At 34.3% G+C, this 20192-nt stretch carries 18 protein-coding genes; 10 read left to right on the forward strand and 8 right to left on the reverse strand.

The features are described 5' to 3' along the window. Positions 1 to 276 precede the first annotated feature (276 nt). Positions 277 to 2109 (reverse strand): sodium:solute symporter family protein, encoded by a 1833-nt coding sequence (locus H2O64_RS05785; RefSeq protein ID WP_187561222.1) that lies wholly within the window; start codon positions 2107 to 2109, stop codon positions 277 to 279. Between the two features lie 235 nt (positions 2110 to 2344). On the opposite strand from H2O64_RS05785, the gene H2O64_RS05790 reads away from it, so the two are divergent. The 10 genes from H2O64_RS05790 to H2O64_RS05835 all read left to right on the forward strand — a co-directional run bounded on the left by H2O64_RS05790 (position 2345) and on the right by H2O64_RS05835 (position 13955). Beyond that, positions 2345 to 3340 carry an AAA family ATPase gene (locus H2O64_RS05790; RefSeq protein ID WP_187561223.1) on the forward strand — a complete coding sequence of 332 codons (996 nt, stop codon included), beginning with the start codon at positions 2345 to 2347 and terminating at the stop codon, positions 3338 to 3340. 108 nt (positions 3341 to 3448) lie between these two features. After that, complete coding sequence (locus tag H2O64_RS05795) at positions 3449 to 4315, forward strand: DUF58 domain-containing protein (protein WP_187561224.1); 867 nt, start codon at positions 3449 to 3451, stop codon at positions 4313 to 4315. 13 nt (positions 4316 to 4328) lie between these two features. Beyond that, the gene (locus H2O64_RS05800) at positions 4329 to 5999 is read left to right on the forward strand and encodes a hypothetical protein (RefSeq protein ID WP_187561225.1); all 1671 of its coding nucleotides are present in this window, start codon (positions 4329 to 4331) and stop codon (positions 5997 to 5999) included. Next, positions 5999 to 7006, forward strand: a complete 1008-nt coding sequence (locus H2O64_RS05805; RefSeq protein WP_187561534.1) for a vWA domain-containing protein — start codon at positions 5999 to 6001, stop codon at positions 7004 to 7006. Before H2O64_RS05800 ends, H2O64_RS05805 begins: the two co-directional genes overlap by 1 nt. Before the next feature lie 4 nt (positions 7007 to 7010). After that, the gene (locus tag H2O64_RS05810) at positions 7011 to 7523 is read left to right on the forward strand and encodes a flavodoxin family protein (RefSeq protein WP_187561226.1); all 513 of its coding nucleotides are present in this window, start codon (positions 7011 to 7013) and stop codon (positions 7521 to 7523) included. Position 7524: 1 nt separating this feature from the next. Continuing rightward, positions 7525 to 8559, forward strand: a complete 1035-nt coding sequence (locus tag H2O64_RS05815; protein WP_187561227.1) for a vWA domain-containing protein — start codon at positions 7525 to 7527, stop codon at positions 8557 to 8559. Further along, complete coding sequence (locus tag H2O64_RS05820; protein WP_187561228.1) at positions 8556 to 9407, forward strand: tetratricopeptide repeat protein; 852 nt, start codon at positions 8556 to 8558, stop codon at positions 9405 to 9407. The genes H2O64_RS05815 and H2O64_RS05820 overlap by 4 nt, the downstream gene beginning before the upstream one ends. 46 nt (positions 9408 to 9453) lie before the next feature. Next, positions 9454 to 11223, forward strand: a complete 1770-nt coding sequence (locus H2O64_RS05825) for a BatD family protein (RefSeq protein ID WP_187561229.1) — start codon at positions 9454 to 9456, stop codon at positions 11221 to 11223. Between the two features lie 6 nt (positions 11224 to 11229). Further along, positions 11230 to 11991: a tetratricopeptide repeat protein gene (locus tag H2O64_RS05830; protein ID WP_187561230.1), complete on the forward strand. Its 762-nt coding sequence runs from the start codon at positions 11230 to 11232 to the stop codon at positions 11989 to 11991. Positions 11992 to 12080: 89 nt separating this feature from the next. After that, positions 12081 to 13955 (forward strand): SulP family inorganic anion transporter, encoded by a 1875-nt coding sequence (locus H2O64_RS05835; RefSeq protein ID WP_187561231.1) that lies wholly within the window; start codon positions 12081 to 12083, stop codon positions 13953 to 13955. A gap of 190 nt (positions 13956 to 14145) precedes the next feature. Here the strand turns inward: H2O64_RS05835 and H2O64_RS05840 are convergent, their stop codons facing one another. The 7 genes from H2O64_RS05840 to H2O64_RS05870 all read right to left on the reverse strand — a co-directional run bounded on the left by H2O64_RS05840 (position 14146) and on the right by H2O64_RS05870 (position 20085). Then, positions 14146 to 14571: a hypothetical protein gene (locus H2O64_RS05840; RefSeq protein WP_187561232.1), complete on the reverse strand. Its 426-nt coding sequence runs from the start codon at positions 14569 to 14571 to the stop codon at positions 14146 to 14148. Between the two features lie 40 nt (positions 14572 to 14611). Beyond that, positions 14612 to 14968 (reverse strand): hypothetical protein, encoded by a 357-nt coding sequence (locus H2O64_RS05845; protein ID WP_187561233.1) that lies wholly within the window; start codon positions 14966 to 14968, stop codon positions 14612 to 14614. 90 nt (positions 14969 to 15058) lie between these two features. Beyond that, a complete protein-coding gene (locus H2O64_RS05850; RefSeq protein WP_187561234.1) occupies positions 15059 to 15421 on the reverse strand; it encodes a hypothetical protein in 363 nt (120 codons plus the stop codon). Between the two features lie 12 nt (positions 15422 to 15433). Beyond that, a complete protein-coding gene (locus tag H2O64_RS05855) occupies positions 15434 to 18079 on the reverse strand; it encodes a toxin glutamine deamidase domain-containing protein (protein ID WP_187561235.1) in 2646 nt (881 codons plus the stop codon). 371 nt (positions 18080 to 18450) lie between these two features. Then, entirely contained in the window at positions 18451 to 18864 is a 414-nt protein-coding gene (locus H2O64_RS05860; protein WP_187561236.1) for a hypothetical protein, read from the reverse strand. A 149-nt stretch (positions 18865 to 19013) separates the two neighbouring features. Further along, a complete protein-coding gene (locus H2O64_RS05865; RefSeq protein ID WP_187561237.1) occupies positions 19014 to 19493 on the reverse strand; it encodes a hypothetical protein in 480 nt (159 codons plus the stop codon). A 16-nt stretch (positions 19494 to 19509) separates the two neighbouring features. Next, positions 19510 to 20085 (reverse strand): CvpA family protein, encoded by a 576-nt coding sequence (locus tag H2O64_RS05870; protein WP_187561238.1) that lies wholly within the window; start codon positions 20083 to 20085, stop codon positions 19510 to 19512. Positions 20086 to 20192: the final 107 nt, after the last annotated feature.

Genomic DNA, 20192 nt, shown 5'->3' on the forward strand with positions numbered 1-20192 from the left:
AATTTGTTTTTGACCATTTAGATTGTTGGAAAGTTAGATTGTTAGACTTTTTGGATATCTCGATTATTAGAATTATTTGATGGTAAAAACTAAAAAGTGTCACATCGAGCGCAGTCGAGATGCTCACTGTTATGAGAAGCTGAATCACATTTCGACAGGCTCAACGTAAAAGTTCAGCTTGACGAATTTTTAAATAACCTTCCAGCAATCTAAGAAAGTCCAAAAGCGAAGCACGTCTAAAAAGTCTAAGAGATTCTTGCCTACGCGGGAACGAGTCTAAAAAACCGTCGCTTTGATCTTTTTCCAGAGTTGAATTAAAATTAATCCAGAAGTAATCACCACAATTGTTAACGGAATTGCATAACTATAATCACCATAAATCCAATAACCTGTGGCAAACATGATACTGTAAATAAAGATCATTGCAACTAACATCGCTAAAATTCCCGATGGTACATTCCAAGGTTGTCTGTCCGTTACGATTTCTATATTATCTTCGGCAGCTTCGTCCAATGTTTTTTGCCAACCAGGACCGCCAGGTTGTATTTTTCTGTAAAAGTTGAATAAAGTTTCTTTAGTTTCAGGTTGTGTGAGATAGGTTACAGAAACCCAAATAATCGTCGTAATTAATACGACAAGCGGAAATTGTGCATAACTCGGCATCAAACCTTCTATTGTTGTTCCGTCTACATCTTTATAGGTGAATAAAATTTTTCCAACGAAAGTCAATTTAAACAAAAAAGAAATTACACCAGAAGCTACCATTGCTGAAATTTCGCTCCATGCATTAATTCGCCACCAAAACCATCTTAGGATAAAAATTAATCCAGTTCCAGCACCAAACATGATAATAATATCAAAAAGTTGACTCGCATTTTGTAGAAATAATGCAAAAAACGCACTTAAAACCATTAACACAACAGTAGAAATTCGTCCAACATTGACCAATTCTTTTTCAGAAGCATTTTTATTGATAGTTGTTTTGTAAAAATCATTTACAATGTATGATGATCCCCAATTTAAGTGTGTAGAAATCGTAGACATATATGCAGCAACCAACGAAGCTAATACTAAACCTAACAATCCGCTTGGCAATTTGGTTAACATGGCAGAATACGCTAAATCGTGTCCTAATTTATCTGCAGGAATGTTTGGAAATGCTTCTTGAATGCTCGCAACATCTGGAAAAACGACTAACGAAGCTAAGGCTACTAAAATCCATGGCCACGGACGTAACGCGTAATGCATAATATTGAAGAAAAACGTGGCACCAATCGCGTGATTTTCATCTTTTGCGGCTAACATTCGTTGTGCAATATAACCACCACCGCCAGGTTCTGCGCCCGGAAACCAAGAACTCCACCATTGTACTGCGAGCGGAATAATGATCAGCGTAATCAGTATTTCTTTATTATTAAAATCAGGAAAAATATTAATCTTATCGGCTACATTTTCATGTGTAATTAAGTTTTGAATTCCGCCAACTTCTTCAAGATTGACACAGTAATAAGCAGCTCCAATTGCTCCTGCCATTGCTACAAAAAACAGTAAAAAATCGGTATATACAACACCTTTAAATCCCCCAATAGCACTAAATATTACCGTAATCGTTCCTGCATACAATATAGTTTCTACAGGTTCTAATCCGAGCATAATTCCGCCAATTTTTATCGCGGCAAGCGTTACACCAGCCATTGCAAATATGTTGAAAATGACACCTAAATATACCGCACGAAACCATCGCAAGAATTTTGCAGGTTTTCCGCCGTAGCGCAATTCGTAAAATTCAATATCGGTTGCAACATTTGATTTTCGCCATAGTTTTGCATACACAAAAACTGTTAACAAACCTGTAATTAAAAATGCCCACCACATCCAGTTGGAAGAAACACCATCTTTACGAACAATATCGGTTACAAAGTTTGGCGTATCGGTTGAAAAAGTAGTTGCTACCATAGAAACTCCCAAAATCCACCACGGCATATTTCTTCCTGATAAAAAATATTCACTTGTATTTTTCCCTGAAGTTTTGGATACGTATATTCCGATCCCTAAAACAATGGCAAAAAATCCAATAATGAGGCTATAATCTAGTACTGATAATTCCATACAATAGGTTTAAAAAAGGTAATACAATTGGTCAGATAATGGCGCATATCATTTTGAGTTATGAACAAAAAAATGATATATTTCCATTTCAACGGTTGTTTTGAGTTTTAAAGGCTTCAATATATAAATATCCTTAATATTTTAACCAATTATTAACAGCAATAAACGAATAATTTTAACAATTTGCATCGTTCAAATGTGATTAGTAAATTCACGCGTCAAAAAAAGTACCCAAATGGAAGAAACAATAGATATTAAAGCTATTAACGAAAAGATTGAAAGAGAAAGTGCCTTTGTCGATTTGCTTACGATGGAAATCAATAAAGTAATCGTCGGGCAAAAGCACATGGTAGAACGCTTATTGATAGGTTTGCTTGGAAAAGGACACGTCCTTTTAGAAGGTGTTCCTGGATTGGCAAAAACATTAGTGATCAATACGCTGAGTAAAGCTGTGCAAGGAAGCTTTAGCAGAATTCAGTTTACGCCCGATTTATTGCCAGCAGATGTTGTTGGAACCATGATTTACAACATGAAAGAGAATGATTTCTCTATTAGAAAAGGACCTATTTTTGCAAATTTTGTGCTTGCAGATGAAATCAACAGAGCGCCAGCCAAAGTACAATCAGCATTGTTAGAAGCCATGCAGGAAAAGCAAGTGACTATTGGAGACGAAACGTTTATTTTAGATAAACCTTTCTTAGTAATGGCAACGCAAAACCCTGTGGAACAAGAAGGAACCTATCCGCTACCAGAAGCACAAGTGGATCGTTTTATGCTAAAAACCGTGATTGATTATCCAAAAATGGATGAAGAACAATTGATCATGCGTGCCAACTTAAAAGGAACTTTTGAAAAAGTAAATCCTGTCGTTACGGTAGAACAAATCTTAAGAGCGCAAGAAGCGGTTAAGGATGTTTACATGGACGAAAAGATTGAAAAATATATTTTGGATATCATTTTCGCTACGCGGTATCCAGAAAAATACAAATTAGCAGAATTAAAACCATTAATCAGTTTTGGAGCATCGCCTCGTGGAAGTATCAACTTAGCGAATGCGGCTAAATGTTACGCGTTTATCAGACGAAGAGGTTATGTAATTCCAGAAGATGTTCGCGCCGTTGTACACGATGTATTGCGTCACAGAATTGGAATTACGTATGAAGCAGAAGCTGAAAACATTACTTCCGAAGAAATCATCAACAAGATTGTAAATGAAATTGAAGTACCTTAAAAAGGTGTGAGTTATGAGTATTGAGTTGTGAGTTTTCAGTTTGCTGAAAACTCTAATAATTACTCACTGCAAACTGCAAACTGCAAACTGAACACTGCATACTGAAAAATGGATACAAAAGAGTTACTTAAAAAAGTACGAAAAATAGAAATTAAAACGCGCCGATTGAGCGATCATATCTTCGGAGGAGAATATCATTCTACCTTCAAAGGAAGAGGAATGACGTTTAGCGAAGTGCGTCAGTATCAATTTGGCGATGATGTACGAAATATTGACTGGAATGTAACCGCGCGTTACAACGAACCGTTCATTAAAGTTTTTGAAGAAGAACGCGAACTCACCATGATGTTAATGGTAGATGTTTCTGGTTCAGAATTATTTGGAACCAATACGCAATTTAAAAACGAAACGATCACGGAAATTTCGGCAACGCTGGCGTTTTCTGCCATGCAGAATAATGATAAAGTGGGATTGATTCTGTTTTCAGACGAAATTGAATTATACATTCCACCAAAAAAAGGAAAATCACACGTATTGCGCATTATTCGTGAACTGTTAGAATTTACACCTAAAAGTACCAAAACAGACATTTCACAAGCATTGCGATTTTTATCGAGTGTAATGAAGAAAAAAGCAATCGTTTTTATGCTATCAGATTTTATTGCAGATGAATACGAACAAACCTTGAAGATTTCGGCAAAAAGACACGACCTTACCGGAATTCGAATTTTTGATGAACGCGAAGCTGCAATTCCAAATTTAGGAATGGTGCAAATGCAAGATAGCGAAACAGGTGAAACCATGTTGGTCAATACAAGTTCAAAAACGGTGCGTACCAACTATGCGAAATTTTACCAAAACAAAGTAAACTACTTTCAAGAATTGTTTTCTAGAAGTGGCGCAGGCGCATTAAGTGCGCGTGTTGATGAAAGTTACGTGAAAAAACTATTAGGCTATTTTAAACGAAGAGGATAAAAAGAAATTACGAATGAAGAATTATACATTACAAATACACAAAGCATTATTTTCGCTCAAGCAGACGAAGATGATCCTTTTCGTTTGTACGTTTCTTTTGAGTCTCAACATGCACGCACAAAAAGTGGCGGCAGTTGTAGATTCTACACAAATAAAAATTGGAGAAGAAATAAAATTGTCCATTTTGGTGGAAGCAGATTCTACGGCAAGTGTTGTATTTCCAGAAGGCGATACTTTATTTATACCGTTGGAATTATTAGAATCGTACAAAGCAGATACCATAAAGAAAGATGCGAAGTACAATTTGATCAAAAAATACGGACTCACGCAATTTGATTCTGGCGTGTATTTCATTCCGAAGCAAAAAATACTCATCAACGAAAAGCCTTTCTTTACAGATTCTATTCGTATTGCTGTGGCAGATGTTCCTGTCGATACGTTGAAGCAGAAAATGTTTGAAATAAAATCGCTCGTTTCCGTACCAAAAGGAAGCAGCAATTGGTGGAAGTATTTGTTGATTGTTTTAGGATTGTTAGCAGCATTTGGAGCATACTTTTACTACTTTGTATTTCAGTTGAAGGCAAAAAAGAAAAAGAAAAAAGAAGCAGAAATTCCACCGTATGATAGAGCTTTACTACAATTAAATGAGCTTGATAATTCTACGTTATTACTAAAATCAGAATACAAAGATTACTATTCCGAATTGACCAATATTGTACGTCAATATATAGAAGAAGAAGTTCGAATTGATGCTTTAGAAAGTACTACGGAAGAACTCATTCGTAAAATAGAAGCACAAAAAGATGCAGGGTATTTAGATTTAAAAGATGAAACCATCCGAAATCTGAAAAACGTATTGCAAACTGCCGATTTGGTAAAATTTGCAAAATCAAAACCTGATGATGCTGTTGTGCAAGCCGATCGTAATTTGGTAGAACACATTGTTGTGGAAACCAAAGAAGCAATTCCGGAAATCTCAGAAGAAGAATTACGAAAAGACGAAGAATACAAATTGCGATTGCTCGAAGAACAACGTAAAAAACGACGTTTTAGAAATGCTGCTATCGGAATTGTGGCAATGATCATTGTATTTGGCGGATTGATTGGCTATGCAACCTTATCGTATGTAAAAGAAAACACGTATATCGGTCATTCTATGGACGATTTAATCGATAGCGAATGGGTTATTAGTGAATATGGAGCTTCAGGCTTTACCATTTCAACACCAAAAGTATTGAAACGTATTTCACCTATAAAAGTCCCAGACAGTATTGCGTCACAATTTGATTCGCAAATGTTTCAGTACAACAGTTACTTAGCACCATTTACGATCAATCTGGAAACAGTGACATTCAAAGAAAAAACAGACATTACAGCAGATAAAATCTCAGAGAAGATTTTGCGACAGATGGAAGAATCTGGCGCAAAACATATTGTCGTAAAATATGATGAATACGAATCGCCACGTGGAATCAAAGGATTAAAAATGTATGGAAGTGCTGTCTTCAATGATGTAGAAAATCCGTTAGGAACTTCACAAAAAAGAGCCTACGAAGTATACATTTTTCAAGAAGGCGTTGGCATACAAGTGCTGCGTTTTGCATACACAGTAAAAGATGAAGAAGCTGAAAAAGTATTGGATAGAGTTATGAACTCATTAGCGCAAATAGAAGAACCAAAATGATGTTAGAAAATTACAATTTTGCCCATCCACAATTTTTCTGGTTGCTGTTGTTTATTCCAATAGCAATCGCTTGGTATATTTGGAAAAAACCAAAACAATTGGCATCCGTAAAAATGTCAAGTTTGCAAGGTTTCAAAGCTACACCAAGCATATTACCAAAATTGAAGCCTATACTATTTGCGTTGCGAATGTTAGCCGTAGCCGCATTAATTATAGCATTGGCGCGTCCGCAGATCAAAGAAGTTTCTACACGTATCAAAACCAACAAAGGAATTGATATTGTGATGGCAATTGACGTTTCGGCGAGTATGTTATCGAAAGATTTAAAACCAAACCGATTAATTGCACTAAAAAGAGTAGCTGCCGAATTCATTGACGGACGACCAAGCGATCGAATTGGATTGGTTGTATATGCAGGAGAAAGTTTTACCAAAACACCAATTACAACAGATAAAAACATCATTCAAAATGCGTTGAAAGATATTAAATACAAATATGGCGAACTAGAAGGTGGAACCGCAATTGGTATGGGATTGGCTACGGCGGTTAACCGTTTAAAAGATAGCAAAGCCAAAAGTAAAGTCATTATTTTATTGACAGATGGAGTCAATAATACAGGATTTATTGAACCGCAAATTGCTTCTGAATTAGCCGTAGAATATGGAGTAAAAACCTATACAATTGGTATTGGAACCAACGGAATGGCATCTACTCCTGTATCGCTAAATCCTGATGGAACCATTCGATTTATGAATATGGAAGTGAAGATTGATGAAGACTTGTTGAAACAAATTGCAAAAACGACAGGCGGAAAATACTTTAGAGCTACCAACAGCAAAAAACTGGCGGAAATCTATGAAGAAATCAATAAGTTAGAAAAAACAGAAATAGAAGAGTTCCGATATACAAACTATGATGAGAAATTCAGAATATTTGTACTATTTGCGGGCATCTTATTATTGATAGAAATACTATTGCGTAAAACACTATTTAGAAGTTTTATCTAAAATAATGAAGGCAAAAGGTGTAATCATATTAGGCAGTTCAAGAAGTTATGGAAATACACATACAATTGTTTCCGAACTTCAGCAACAAACAGGTTTTGATTTGGTTGATTTAAAACAATATCAAATAAATCATTTTGAATACGATTTAAAAAATGAAGATGATTTCAATGCACTGTTTAAAAATTTAACTGAAAATTATGAAACTTTTGTGTTTGCCACACCAATTTATTGGTATACTATGAGCGGTATGATGAAAGTGTTTTTTGATAGAATATCTGACTTTTTATTTGAAGAAAAAGAAGTTGGAAGACGATTGAGGCAAAAAACAATGGGCGTAGTGAGTTGTGGCTCAGATAGCGAAATAAAACAAGGTTTTGAAATGCCTTTTGTAGAAAGTGCAGCGTATCTTGGAATGGAATATATAGGACACATCCATACATGGATTGAACATAAAAAAATAACACAAGAAGTGCAGCAAAGCATTACAAACTTTGCGAATCAATTGATGCGAAAATAATATGCTAGAAGAAAAAAAATATTTTTATTTACTAATCATCATCCCAATTGCGGTATTGGTATTTATGCTCTTGCAACTCTGGAAACGAAGTGCACAGCGTAAATTTGCTGATAAACAATTGTTAGAACGGTTAAGTCCTGAAAAATCAATTTTCAAACCTATTTTGAAATTGACTATTTGGTGTTTGGCAATCGCTTCTTTAGTTGTAGCATTGGTAAATCCTAAAATTGGCACAAAATTGGAGACGGTAAAACGTGAAGGTGTTGATATTGTATTTGCAGTTGATGTCTCTAAAAGTATGTTGGCAGAAGATATTTCACCAAGCCGATTGGACAAAGCAAAACGGATTGTTTCTGAAATTATCAATAATTTGGGAAGTGACCGTATTGGAATCATCGCGTATGCGGGAAGAGCTGTACCACAATTGCCAATTACAACCGATTTTTCGGCAGCAAAAATGTTTTTATCAAACCTAAATACAGACATGTTGTCTTCGCAAGGAACTGCCATTGATGATGCCATTCGTTTGGCAAAAACGTACTATGATGATGTGGAACAAACCAATAGAGTTTTGGTTATTATTTCTGATGGAGAAGATCATACAGGTGGCGCAGGAAAACTAGCGGAAGAAGCTACGAAAGAAGGCATAAAAACCTATACAATTGGAGTTGGAACACCAAAAGGCGGACGAATTCCAATCAAAAGAAGAGGCGTAACCGAATCATATAAACGCGATTTACAAGGTGAAGTTGTCATTACCCGACTGAATGAAAAAACCTTAAAGGATATTGCTTCGGAAGGAAACGGTGAATATATCGACGGAACTGTCACGGAAGAAGCGGTGGAATTCATCAAAAATCAATTAAGTGTGATGGATAAAACAGAATTTGAAGCGAAAAAATTCTCGGAATATCAAGATCAATTTCAATGGTTTCTTGGTTTGGCAATCTTCTTATTACTCTTAGATGTATTTCTATTAGAACGAAAAACAGCATGGTTGCAAAAGTTGAATTTATTTAATGAAAAAGGAGCATGAAAAATATAAAAAACATTCTAATTTTATTGCTGACAGTTTCTGTGGCGTTTGCCCAAAATAAGGAAGCTGAACAGATTAAAAAAGAATCAAACAATTACACATACAAAGCAAATAAAGCATTGCAAGAAAATAGTTTTGCAGACGCAGAAGCTGAATACAGGAAAGCAATTTCTAAAGATGGCGAAAACGTAACAGCAAGGTATAACTTAGGAAATGCGTATTACGAAAATGAAAGCTATGAAGAAGCGTTCAATCGATACAAGCAAGCTTCTGAAGTTGCGTTGACAAAAGCGGAAAAACATAGTGCATTTCATAATATGGGGAATATCTTTATGAAAAATAAAGAATACGCAAAAGCGGTTGAATCTTATAAAAGAGCGCTTCGCAACAATCCAACGGACGATGAAACACGCTACAATTTGGCGTTGGCCAAAGACATGCTAGAGAAAAATCCTCCGAAAGAAGACGACAAAGACAAAAAGGACAAGGACAAGAAGGAAGAAGACAAAGAGCAGGACAAAAAAGATCAAGATAATAAAGACAAGGATAAAAACGAAGACGAAGGAGACAAGGAGAAAGATAAAGGCGGAAAAGACGATAAAGATAAAGACGGCGAAGGCGATAAAGAGAAAGAAAAAAATAAACAAGACGATAAAAAAGATCAAAACAAATCGGATCAAAAAGACGATCAAAACAAACAGCAGCAGAAGCCAAAGCCAAATCAGTTGTCGCCACAACAAGTAAAAAGTTTGTTACAAGCGATGAACAATGCGGAAAAGAAAACACAAGACAAACTCAACGAGAAAAAAGGAAAAGGCATTAAAGTAAAAGCTGAAAAAGACTGGTAATTATTCAAACAAAAAATAAAAAACGACAAAAAAGTCGTCAGAATACATGAAAATAAAAGCATACATATCCACCATCATTTTCTTGCTATTTGCAAGCGTAGTCACTGCGCAGGTTACTTTTGAAACCAAAGTAAGTAAAAAGAAGCTTGGCGTGAATGAGCGTTTGCGTGTAGACTTTGAAATGGACAGAGATGGCGATAATTTTACAGCGCCAAAATTCACAGGATTCCGCATAGCTGCAGGACCGATACAATCTATGAATCACGTTTGGAACAATGGACAACGTTCGTTTTCAAAAACATATACGTATTTCTTACAACCAACGGCAGAAGGAAAATTTACCATCAAGCAAGCTAAAGTTGAAATTGACGGAAAAGTTTATAAAACATTGCCCGTAACGGTTCAGGTGATCAAAGCTGTGAACAAACCGAAAGACGGAAACAATACAGAGTATACGGTTTCGGAAGGATTGCATTTAGTAACCGAAATTACGAATGGAAACCCGTATTTAAACGAACCAGTAACCGTTTCGTACAAATTGTATGTAAAACCAGGGATCAATGTTAATGATTACAGAGAACTTGGAAAACCAACATTCAATAACTTTTGGAGCCAAAATATTGAAACCCGACTCAAAGCGCAAAGCGGGACTTACAAAGGCGAACAGTATTCGTTTGTTATATTAAAACGATTTGTGTTATATCCGCAAAAAACAGGCAATCAAGTTATAGAGCCATTTTCTATAGATGTACAAGTTTCTGTCCGATCGCAACGTAGAGATGTATTTGGAAGTCGTTATGAAACCGTTCATAAAACCTTATCATCTTCTCAAAGAACCATTAAAGTAAAAGCATTGCCAGAAGCTGGAAAACCAGCAGGTTTTTCAGGCGCCGTTGGAGATTTTGACTTTGAAGTAACTACAAGCAAAACATCATTAGATGCTACTGAGTCGCTTCAAGCAAAAGTAGAAGTATCAGGAAAAGGAAACTTAAAATTATTTCAATTACCAAAACTTAATCTTCCAAGTTCATTAGAAGTATACGATCCTGAATTTACAGAACGTGTATCTACGCGCTTAAGCGGAATGCAAGGGAAAATTTCAGACAGCTATACGGTAGTTCCACAATACAAAGGAAAATATCCAATTCCAAGCATTTCATTCTCGTATTTTGATCCAAAAGAAAAAAAATACAAAACCTTAACTTCCGAAGAAATTGTAATCAATGTTATTGAAGGTCCAGTAAACACAATGGCTTCAACCAATACTGACAATCAAACCAACACACAAAAACAAGCAATTACAACCAATGGTTCACAATTTAGATTCTTAAAAACAGATGCTAATTTAACCGCAATTGAAACTGAAAATTTCTTCAAATCGAACTTGTTCTACGGATTGTTATTTGGGCCATTCTTCTTCATTCCAATTATTTTGATGGTCAGAAGAAAAAAGCGTGCGTTTGACAATGATATTCAAGGAAGTAAAACACGTTTGGCAAATCGCTTAGCGAAGAAATATCTATCAGAAGCCAAGAAAAAATTAGGCGACAAAGAAGCTTTTTATGAAGTGTTAGAACGCGCATTGCACAATTATTTACGTGCAAAACTCAGCATAGAAACATCTGAATTTAGCAAAGAAAAAATCAGTCAATTATTGGGAGAACGCAGCGTAAAACCTGAAACAGTAACCGATTTCATTGGGTTGTTAGAAAGTTGCGAATTTGCACGCTATACGCCAGCAACAGATGGAACAATTACGAAAGATTACGAAAAATCGGTGCAAACCATTTCGCAAATTGACAAACAAATTAAGTAGAAAGAAATGAAAATCAAGATCACATATTTGCTTCTCGTGTTCATTTCTAGTTGTACACTAGCATTTGGACAAGATAATACAGCGTTATTTGAAGCGGCAAACAAAGCGTATAACGAAGGAAACTATCAAGAAGCCATTCCACAATACAAATCAATTTTGGAAACAGGAAATCATTCCGCAGCGATTTATTACAATCTTGGAAATGCGTATTATAAAAGCAATGAAATAGGGCCAAGTGTTTATTACTTTGAAAAAGCGTTGCAGCTTTCGCCGAATGATAAAGATATTTTGAATAATTTGGCGTTTGCCAGAAACATGACGATTGATGCTATAGAACCGTTGCCAAAAACACAACTTTCTAAATTTGTCGGAAACATCACGGGAACATTTACCTATAATCAATGGGCGTGGATTGCTGTTATTTGTGGATTTTTATGCGTAATTTCATTCCTGTTGTATCAATTTGCATATCGAAGCTTAAAAAAAAGAATCTATTTTATAGTCAGTTTTATTGCATTTCTTTTTATTTTGGGAACTGTTGCAATTGCATACCAACAATATGGAAGAGCACAAAAAGATCGTCCTGCAATTATATATGCAACGGAAACAGCCGTAAAATCTGAACCAAACTTACGAAGCGATGAAGTTTTTGTATTGCATGAAGGAACTAAGGTTCAGGTATTAGATACTGTAGATAACTGGAAAAAAATTCAACTCATCGATGGAAAAGTCGGTTGGATTATTGCAGAGGACGTAAACGAATTATAATTTTTTTGCTAACTTTTAGGCATTAAAAATATCCCATAACAACTCAAAATGTATGTTTTTCATACATATATTACAACTCAAACCAACAGATGAAAAAATTATTTTCGAATATTAAAGGTGACGCTTTTGGAGGAATTACAGCGGGAATCGTTGCGCTACCTTTAGCTTTAGCTTTCGGAGTTTCCTCAGGATTAGGACCAAGTGCAGGATTGTACGGAGCCATTTTTATTGGATTCTTTGCCGCTTTATTTGGCGGAACCAATACACAAATTTCTGGACCAACCGCACCAATGACTGCCGTAAGTATGGTGGTTATTGCGGGAATTGTAGCTGCAAACGAAGGCGATATTGACAAAGCATTGCCCGCAATTTTAACCGTTTTCTTATTGGCTGGTTTGTTTCAAGTTGGTTTAGGAGCATTGAAGTTAGGAACCTATATCAAATACATTCCGTATCCTGTGGTTTCTGGTTTTATGACGGCAATTGGTGTCATCATTCTCATCACGCAAATCTTACCTTCTATCGGATATTATCCAAAAGAAGATGTGGAATATGTGAATCAATTTAGAGCACAAGCAGAAGAAGTAATTCTGGAAAACATTCTAAAAGAAGAACAGGAAGAAGGAATTCTTGTATTGGAAAATTTTGAAGAAACCATTAAGCGTGGAGAAAAAATCACGGAAGATGATATTTCAAAAGAATCAAAAACATTAGCCAAAAACAATGCTTCAGGTGTTATTGGTGCTGTGAAAATATTACCGCGCGCACTCAAAAACATTAAGTGGTTAGAACTCATATTGGCACTCGGAACCATCTTGATTATTTATGGTTTCAAGCGGATTACAAAAGTCGTCCCAAGTACCTTGGTGGCACTCGTCGTCATGTCGGGAATTGCCGTTGGTTTTGGATTGGACTATAAACCAATTGAAAAGATCACGGGAGATTTCCCAATGCCAAACATGGAAATATTTACAGGATTTAGTTTGGGAGGTATTACGCCTTATGTATTTACCGCATTGACCTTGGCGTTATTAGGAGCGATTGACTCTTTATTGACAAGTGTTGTGGCGGATAATATGACCAAAACAAAACACCAACCGAACAAAGAATTGGTGGGACAGGGAATTGGAAATTCTATTGCTGCCATATTTGGAGGAATTCCAGGTGCTGGAGCAACGATTCGTACGGTTGTAAATATCAATTCTGGAGGAAAAACGAAGCTTTCTGGAATGATTGCTGGTATATTGTTATTAATAATTCTATTGGCTTTAGGACCAGTTGCATCTAGAATTCCTGCTGCGGTATTAGCCGGAATTTTAATTACAGTTGGTATTGGTGTGATGGATTACAAAGGATTGCGAGCAATTCCAAGTTTGCCAAAAGACATGAAAATAGGTATAGGGAATTTCAAATTTAAATTAAGTTCAGAAGTACTTATTATGTTGATCGTTCTTGGATTGTCTACTTTTTGGGATTTAATTTATGCCGTAGGAATCGGATTGGTAATCGCTTCGTTGATGTTCATGAAAAAGATTGGAGACATTACTGCCAAAGGTTCAGATATAAAAACCTTGCGTGAAGAAGCGTGGGACGATGAAATGGATTTTCCTGAGAATTTAAAAGAAGAAGTATTCATCAAACATATCAAAGGACCTTTATTCTTTGGTTCTACAAGTGAGATTCAGGCGTTAGCCAAACAATTGCCAGATACGGCGCGTACGGTCATTATTCGTATGGGAAGAATGCAATATATTGATCAATCAGGATTGTATGCGTTGGAAGATATTCTGATCGATTTAAAAAGTGCGGGACGAAAAGTATTGTTTGTCAACATTCCAAAACAGCCAAAATACATGATGGAACGTATTGATATCATTCCTGATTTAATTCCGGAAGAAGATTGCTATAAGTCCTTTGAAAAGTGTTTGCAATGGATTAAAGCGAATGTAGAAGATGTGGTTTAGTGAGAAAAACGAATTATAAAATTATAAAACCCGCTAAGCTTTGAGAGTTTAGCGGGTTTTGTATGAGTTTTTCACACTATTTAAAATTTACAATATCCCAAAAACCATCTTCATCTTTTTTTAGTTTTCCAAGTTTCATTTGATCTTTTGAAATATAGTATTACGTAATTTTAAAGTGTTTTCTGTCTAGCTACCTAGTTCTCCTTTGAAAATCCCTTATAGGGACATTGTAGTTTGTTTTAACAAATTCATAAATTTCTTCAATATCATTTTTACTCAATGACGCATTAAATTCTACATGTTCTTCCTTTAATTTGAAAATATAGTTTAGCTCTGGTATTTTTTCAAATACCAGTTTAAATTCTCTAGATGCCCTTTCAAAACCTTCCTTCGACATGAACTCCCTTTCGTAAATTACATACTTATTGGGGTTAAAATCTGGAAGATTATGATTTCTTGGATTGATCCAGCCAAATAGATTCAATACTCGACTATTAGCCATTCTTATTCCTATTTCTTTTTGAGCTCTTATTAAACAATTATCAGGTTTTACCACTACTCTATAATCAAAGTTGTCAATCATATCTGTTAGTAGTTTTTGAATTTTTGGTTTCATAGTTTATTATTAAGTATGACAACAATATTATTAGTTATTTTCATTGTTCTAGGTCAAAAAAATCTTTTATACTGTAAAACTTCATGACACCAATTCTAACATATAGCATTTCCATTGTTTCTGCATTAGTTGTAATAGAATTAGCTCTTTGTGTAATAGAAGAGGTATAAACAGTATTGAACGCATCAATTATTTCATCATCTTTTGTTTTGAAATTTTTATGAAAAGAGGTGTCAATATCTGAAATAGCAATTCCTTTTTTGTCTAATAATTCTTTAATTTTATAAGACAAACTTAATTCTTTATTTTTAATTTCATTTCTCTCTTCTGTAGAAAGGCTCTCCAAATATTCTAATTGTTTTTTAAACTTTTCTTCTAGAACCTTATTAATATCCATAGTTATTTTTTTAAAGTTATATTTCGTAGACCAATCCCTAATGCGTGTTAATTTTATGATTTGTAAACTAACTATGCTGTTAATTTTTTATCAATCATTATATGATCTGAAATTCACAATATCCCAAAAACCATCATCATCTTTTTCTAGTTTTCCAAGTTTCATTTTATCTTTGAGATACATTTTAACATTATCTTCATAAGAATACGCTGTATGCATCTTATATGTATCTAGCGTATCTCGCTCCACAATTACAGGGCCGTTACCAATAAGCGGCGATTCTTTGTCAGGGTCTCTTACATCATAACAAAAAACCCAACCAAAATCAAATTCTTCAGTTGCATCTTCATATATTATAATATCAATTTCTTCTTCTTCATTCCACAAAACATCTTTGATTATAAAATCTATATATTCTTGCATTATTGTTTGCGCTTGTTCTTTAGTGTTCATTATTTTTTAATTTTAAAAATTTGTTGGTAAAAATTGATATGTATCATATATTAAATTTGCTTTTTTCCCAGTTTGGCCATCTAAAAATTTAATAACACCATTATCATTAACAGCATTAAAAACATGCCCTATACTTCTTCCATTAACCTTACCATATACAATGCCGCGTTGTCCATTTTTTAAAGTCTCTCGTATTTTTTTTGGAGGCATATCCAATATAAATTTTTTCCCAAATTCTTTTTCAAGTACGGTTAAGTACGTCCCTGTATCATAAGAAGCGGTATTTATAAATTTTCCATTTTTCCACCTTTTTCTTATTGTGTATGGAACAGCAGAAGTGGGGAAGCCTGCTAATATTCTATCAACGGCAATGGCACAATTAGCACAATTAAGACTGCTTTTAATTTCTCCAGTATAGAAATCTCTATTCACATGCCATATACTTTTTGCCTTTTTATTTTTTGTGGCAATTCTCTGAAGTTCACCAAGCACCTCAACTTTATCCGCTTCATCAATTTGTTTTGCGGCAACAAGGTCATCAAGTATTTTACTTAATTTATCTGACTCTACAGTTGATAATATTTTAGCATTTGTCTTTAATCCACCTGAAATAGCATCCGTAAGGTCTACAGACAAAGTAAGCATTTCCATCCAAAATAGAAAATTAGTTAATGCTTGTCCAAAAGGAGTTTCATCTAATCCAGTTATCCGTAATAATATATTAATAGTTCCACTTGATATTTCTACGGCTGCCAGCGTTCCTTTTGCCGCTTTGTATACATAGAACGTGTTTTTGAGCTTAATACCGTTTTTTAGATAGCCAGCAGCATCTGCAATTCGTGCTAAATGTCGGAACTTTGCTAAGTTTCCAACACCTGAAAGCGTTGTAAGGATATCAAATGTGTAGGAAACAGTTGTGCCTACATTGCTCCAAAATGCTTTGTCTTCACTTGCTTTTATTAATAATGCAGGTGAAACTTTCTGAACTTGAATAGCACTTTTATCAGAAGGGTTTGGTAAAAATATTGGATACAATGGATGGTATGTAATTTCCCAGTCGCCTTCTATAAATGCTGTAATTCCTCTCGCCCTTTCTTTTCCATACACAAGTCTAAAACCGTCATCAAGCCAACTTGCATCAGGAGTGAATACAATATTTTCTTTTTCATCAAATTCGGTATTAATGTCACTTGTGTAAAATCCAATTACTTTATCAGTTTCATACGCTAACATTCTTGGAGGTTTCTGTTTATCCTTCTTTTCGATATCCGTTAGTTTTGTAAGATACGTCGTCTCTTTATAGATGCTTTTTTCAGGATTGATATATGAACTGTTTCTCCAAATTTTATAAATTAAGTAATTATATTTCACAAAACTACTAGTGTTCATTCTATCGTAAAAGGCAAGTAAATAACTTTGTCCCTTAAATCTTCTTCTGAGTAATTCGTTTAGTATATGATCGTTTTTTTCTTTGTCTTTATAGCCTTTATACGCTTGAATTAATTCTAAAATCTCGAATAATTTCAACGTAATATCTTCTACATTTGTTGCATAATTTGATATAGGGATTTTTAATACGTTGTCAATACATGACCAAATAAATTCTTCTCCTAATATAGTAGTGTCAGTTCCTTTTTGCTTAAATAGTTTTTGTTCTTTGATAAAGAAATTAGTCGGAACATAATACAAAATGGTAAGAATCCCATAAATATGATCTTCATTGAGTTTTAAGTATTCAAGAATAATTTCCACATAGTCTGCAAAGAAATCTTTTTTCCGAAAACCAGAACCTTCCCAAAGATCTAATAGTGATACACCATTAGTAAAATAGGTAAGTTGCATAAATGCTAAGAAACCTTCAATATAATTGAACACAAGCTTTATGGCAGGTTGTAAGCGTCCATCAGTAAACGGAATTTCAAAATGATCATTCAGTATTTTGTGATACTCGTAGTATAAAGTGATTTTTCCTTGCTCTGTTCTAATTTTTGGGTACCAATAGACTTTTCCTGCTTGTAGATACAAATTCACATTGACAATCCGTTTTTTAAACTCTTCCCTAGATTGCTCCATTAAAAGTTCTCCAATAATAATTTCTATTGGCACATTGGTATAGCCAGCAGCATTTTTATAATTCAATTCGTGCGTTCCACTGGTAAGTCCGCCTAAATGCTTTGGGTTATAATCTAATGTCTTATGTCCAAAAAGGGTAATTTCAGGAAGTGCAATTTCTACGGAATAAATTTTTTGTTCTTCAATATGGTAATAATGAATAAACTGTAAATCAATAGGAATAAAAGTCAAATGATTATATGGGAGAAAATGACTCTCGTTAGTATTTAAAAGTAATGCATGTTCTAAACTTAAATACTTAGTGATACCATCTCGCTCTCTTTGGAAATAATAATCAATGTTATCTCCATCTCTAGTAACAACGAGTGGGTGCTCTATATTTATTAGACTAAACCCTCCGTTTAAACCATACGTTATTGGGAGTTCGTTCCTAAGTATTTTAGTAACATTTTCGGACAAAATATTTTGATTTTCATCTAAAAAATCACTGTCAATCCTAACTAAATGATATTCTTTTTTAAAATTACTTGTAGCCGTATATTTTTTTGGATTTAGATAACTCGTTAATATATTTACATTTTCCATCGTTTATGCATCTGTTTTCATATTTATAATTTGGTTTAAAATTATTCCATAGATAGCCCTGTCATCCACTTAAAGTGATGATGTAAAACGGTCTTCTAAAGACTGCTTTTGAGTTATGTAATGGGAAGCACTTATTTAAAAGTACGTAATGCTTTTTTAAACAAAGAATAAAATGTATAAGCGTTGATTTTTTTGTATAAGCGTAACATTTTAACTTAATTTTTAGTTAAAATGTTTATATTTTCAACATTTCATGCTTAAAAAACGAGCGTATAATTATCTCAGCAATTAACTAATAATTGACGAAAGAGCGTTTATTTTTTAGATATTGAAACTGTAGTTGCAGTAATTTTTAGAAGAATAGTGATCAACTAAAACAACAAATCAAACAAAAAAGCTACCAAGCTATACAATCCGTAAATAATCAGCGCAATCAGTAAGAAGATCATTCCTAGGCAACAACCACAGTTTTTGCTTCTCTTGGGTTGAAATGCTTCAAAACGGCTATTTGATTCATACGTTTGATCATTGTCACGCACAGTAATTCCTTCTGCGGGTAAAAAATAACCGTGCTCAGAACGTCCATCAACAAACAAAACCCAATCTGTTTCACAAAATGTACATTGATAATTTTCGTCAAACAAAGCACTTCGGGTTTCGCCTGCATTTATGACGCGTACAAAAGTTCCGTCAATACATTTCGCTTGAAGGATCTCTTTAAAATCTCCAAAATCTTCTTGTGAAGAGAAATTATTTACAGTAAGTGGCGTACAATGTTCGCACATGAATAGTTATTTTTAGGCAGTTTTCACACGTTTAACTTTCCCTTTCAAAGAAGTCGTATTTAGCTTTTTCTGAAACGGTTTTATTGCGTTTTCATCAGCAAGATGTTTTAGTTCGGGATTTGCACATTTTTCACACATAGCTTGAGCATTTATTTTAAATCACTTGCTTTATATATTGTAATAGGTTTAGCGTCTAATGTATAGGCTGCTAAAATTGATTTCGCATCATCTTCAGAAAGATACGATAAATCAATCTCTTGTAATACTTCGTTTTCAGGAAGACTAGATCGTATTAGTACAAGCTTGAAAACTTCGTTTTTTGTAGCTAAGGAAATGGTTTTATCTTTGCAAAAACTAGTATAAGCGTTTGCCATCATCATCCATATAGCGATTTCATTATCAGGATTTAAATCTCTTTTAAAATTTTCAATCCATTTTTCTTTCGGAGTTGGATCAACCTCTTTAAAAGTTTCAAATAAATAAGTAATTTGTTCAATTTGCTTATCAGTCAGCGTTTTATTTAAAATTGGACCTTGTTCAATTGTATTTGGATCAACAAGCTGAACTTTTTGTTCCTTTTTGCAACCAATTAAAAAAAGTAGCAACACTAGAAGTAATCCTCGAATCATAAATTATAGAATAAAATTAATTTTCAGTTTCTTCAATCGTTTTCAAATCGTTTTCTAGCTCTTTTTGTTCTTTTTCAGGATCTTTCTCGTCATCTATAGTTTGATCTGTTTCTTGCAAAACATATGCAAACACAAAACCGCCAACTTCTTTCACAGGTTTGTACAATACAGATTCTTCAACTTTCTCCTTTGCGACAAATTCCATCGTATTATTCGTTCTATCAAAAAACACTAAAATAGCACCTAACATCACGGCTACTTTCAATCCGCCAAACGCGCCACCCAAAAGTTTATTTAAAATACCTAACGAAGCAAAATCGGCAATCTTTGTCAATAACTTTCCAGCCATGGTAATTAAAATTAAAATCACAACGAACGTAATTGCGAAAGCTGTCAAATTAATATATTTCTCGTCCCAACTTTCAAAACTATCTTTTAAAAAATCGCCTGCAAAATATGAAAAGTGAATTGCGCCGTAAACTCCAGCAATCAAAGCGACTAACGAAGCAACTTCTACAAAAAGTCCTTTCATTAATCCGCGTACAAATCCAAACAGAATAAGTCCGCCCAAAATGATATCTATAATGTTCATGAAAATCGAGTTTTAACAAATATAGAATTTTTATTGATAGTGTTTTATTGCATTTCGATTCCGCTCAATGCGCTTTATTATAAAAATTTATTTACCTACAGCTTATT

It is taken from the genome of Kordia aestuariivivens, from assembly GCF_014397005.1.
GTDB lineage: Bacteria > Bacteroidota > Bacteroidia > Flavobacteriales > Flavobacteriaceae > Kordia > Kordia aestuariivivens.

Excerpts from the sequence above, each read along its gene's own strand:
- H2O64_RS05785 (WP_187561222.1), bottom strand. The coding sequence starts at position 2,109 with ATGGAATTATCAGTACTAGATTATAGCCTCATTATTGGATTTTTTGCC.
- H2O64_RS05790 (WP_187561223.1), top strand. The coding sequence starts at position 2,345 with ATGGAAGAAACAATAGATATTAAAGCTATTAACGAAAAGATTGAAAGA.
- H2O64_RS05795 (WP_187561224.1), top strand. The coding sequence starts at position 3,449 with ATGGATACAAAAGAGTTACTTAAAAAAGTACGAAAAATAGAAATTAAA.
- H2O64_RS05800 (WP_187561225.1), top strand. The coding sequence starts at position 4,329 with ATGAAGAATTATACATTACAAATACACAAAGCATTATTTTCGCTCAAG.
- H2O64_RS05805 (WP_187561534.1), top strand. The coding sequence starts at position 5,999 with ATGTTAGAAAATTACAATTTTGCCCATCCACAATTTTTCTGGTTGCTG.
- H2O64_RS05810 (WP_187561226.1), top strand. The coding sequence starts at position 7,011 with ATGAAGGCAAAAGGTGTAATCATATTAGGCAGTTCAAGAAGTTATGGA.
- H2O64_RS05815 (WP_187561227.1), top strand. The coding sequence starts at position 7,525 with ATGCTAGAAGAAAAAAAATATTTTTATTTACTAATCATCATCCCAATT.
- H2O64_RS05820 (WP_187561228.1), top strand. The coding sequence starts at position 8,556 with ATGAAAAATATAAAAAACATTCTAATTTTATTGCTGACAGTTTCTGTG.
- H2O64_RS05825 (WP_187561229.1), top strand. The coding sequence starts at position 9,454 with ATGAAAATAAAAGCATACATATCCACCATCATTTTCTTGCTATTTGCA.
- H2O64_RS05830 (WP_187561230.1), top strand. The coding sequence starts at position 11,230 with ATGAAAATCAAGATCACATATTTGCTTCTCGTGTTCATTTCTAGTTGT.
- H2O64_RS05835 (WP_187561231.1), top strand. The coding sequence starts at position 12,081 with ATGAAAAAATTATTTTCGAATATTAAAGGTGACGCTTTTGGAGGAATT.
- H2O64_RS05840 (WP_187561232.1), bottom strand. The coding sequence starts at position 14,571 with ATGAAACCAAAAATTCAAAAACTACTAACAGATATGATTGACAACTTT.
- H2O64_RS05845 (WP_187561233.1), bottom strand. The coding sequence starts at position 14,968 with ATGGATATTAATAAGGTTCTAGAAGAAAAGTTTAAAAAACAATTAGAA.
- H2O64_RS05850 (WP_187561234.1), bottom strand. The coding sequence starts at position 15,421 with ATGAACACTAAAGAACAAGCGCAAACAATAATGCAAGAATATATAGAT.
- H2O64_RS05855 (WP_187561235.1), bottom strand. The coding sequence starts at position 18,079 with ATGGAAAATGTAAATATATTAACGAGTTATCTAAATCCAAAAAAATAT.
- H2O64_RS05860 (WP_187561236.1), bottom strand. The coding sequence starts at position 18,864 with ATGTGCGAACATTGTACGCCACTTACTGTAAATAATTTCTCTTCACAA.
- H2O64_RS05865 (WP_187561237.1), bottom strand. The coding sequence starts at position 19,493 with ATGATTCGAGGATTACTTCTAGTGTTGCTACTTTTTTTAATTGGTTGC.
- H2O64_RS05870 (WP_187561238.1), bottom strand. The coding sequence starts at position 20,085 with ATGAACATTATAGATATCATTTTGGGCGGACTTATTCTGTTTGGATTT.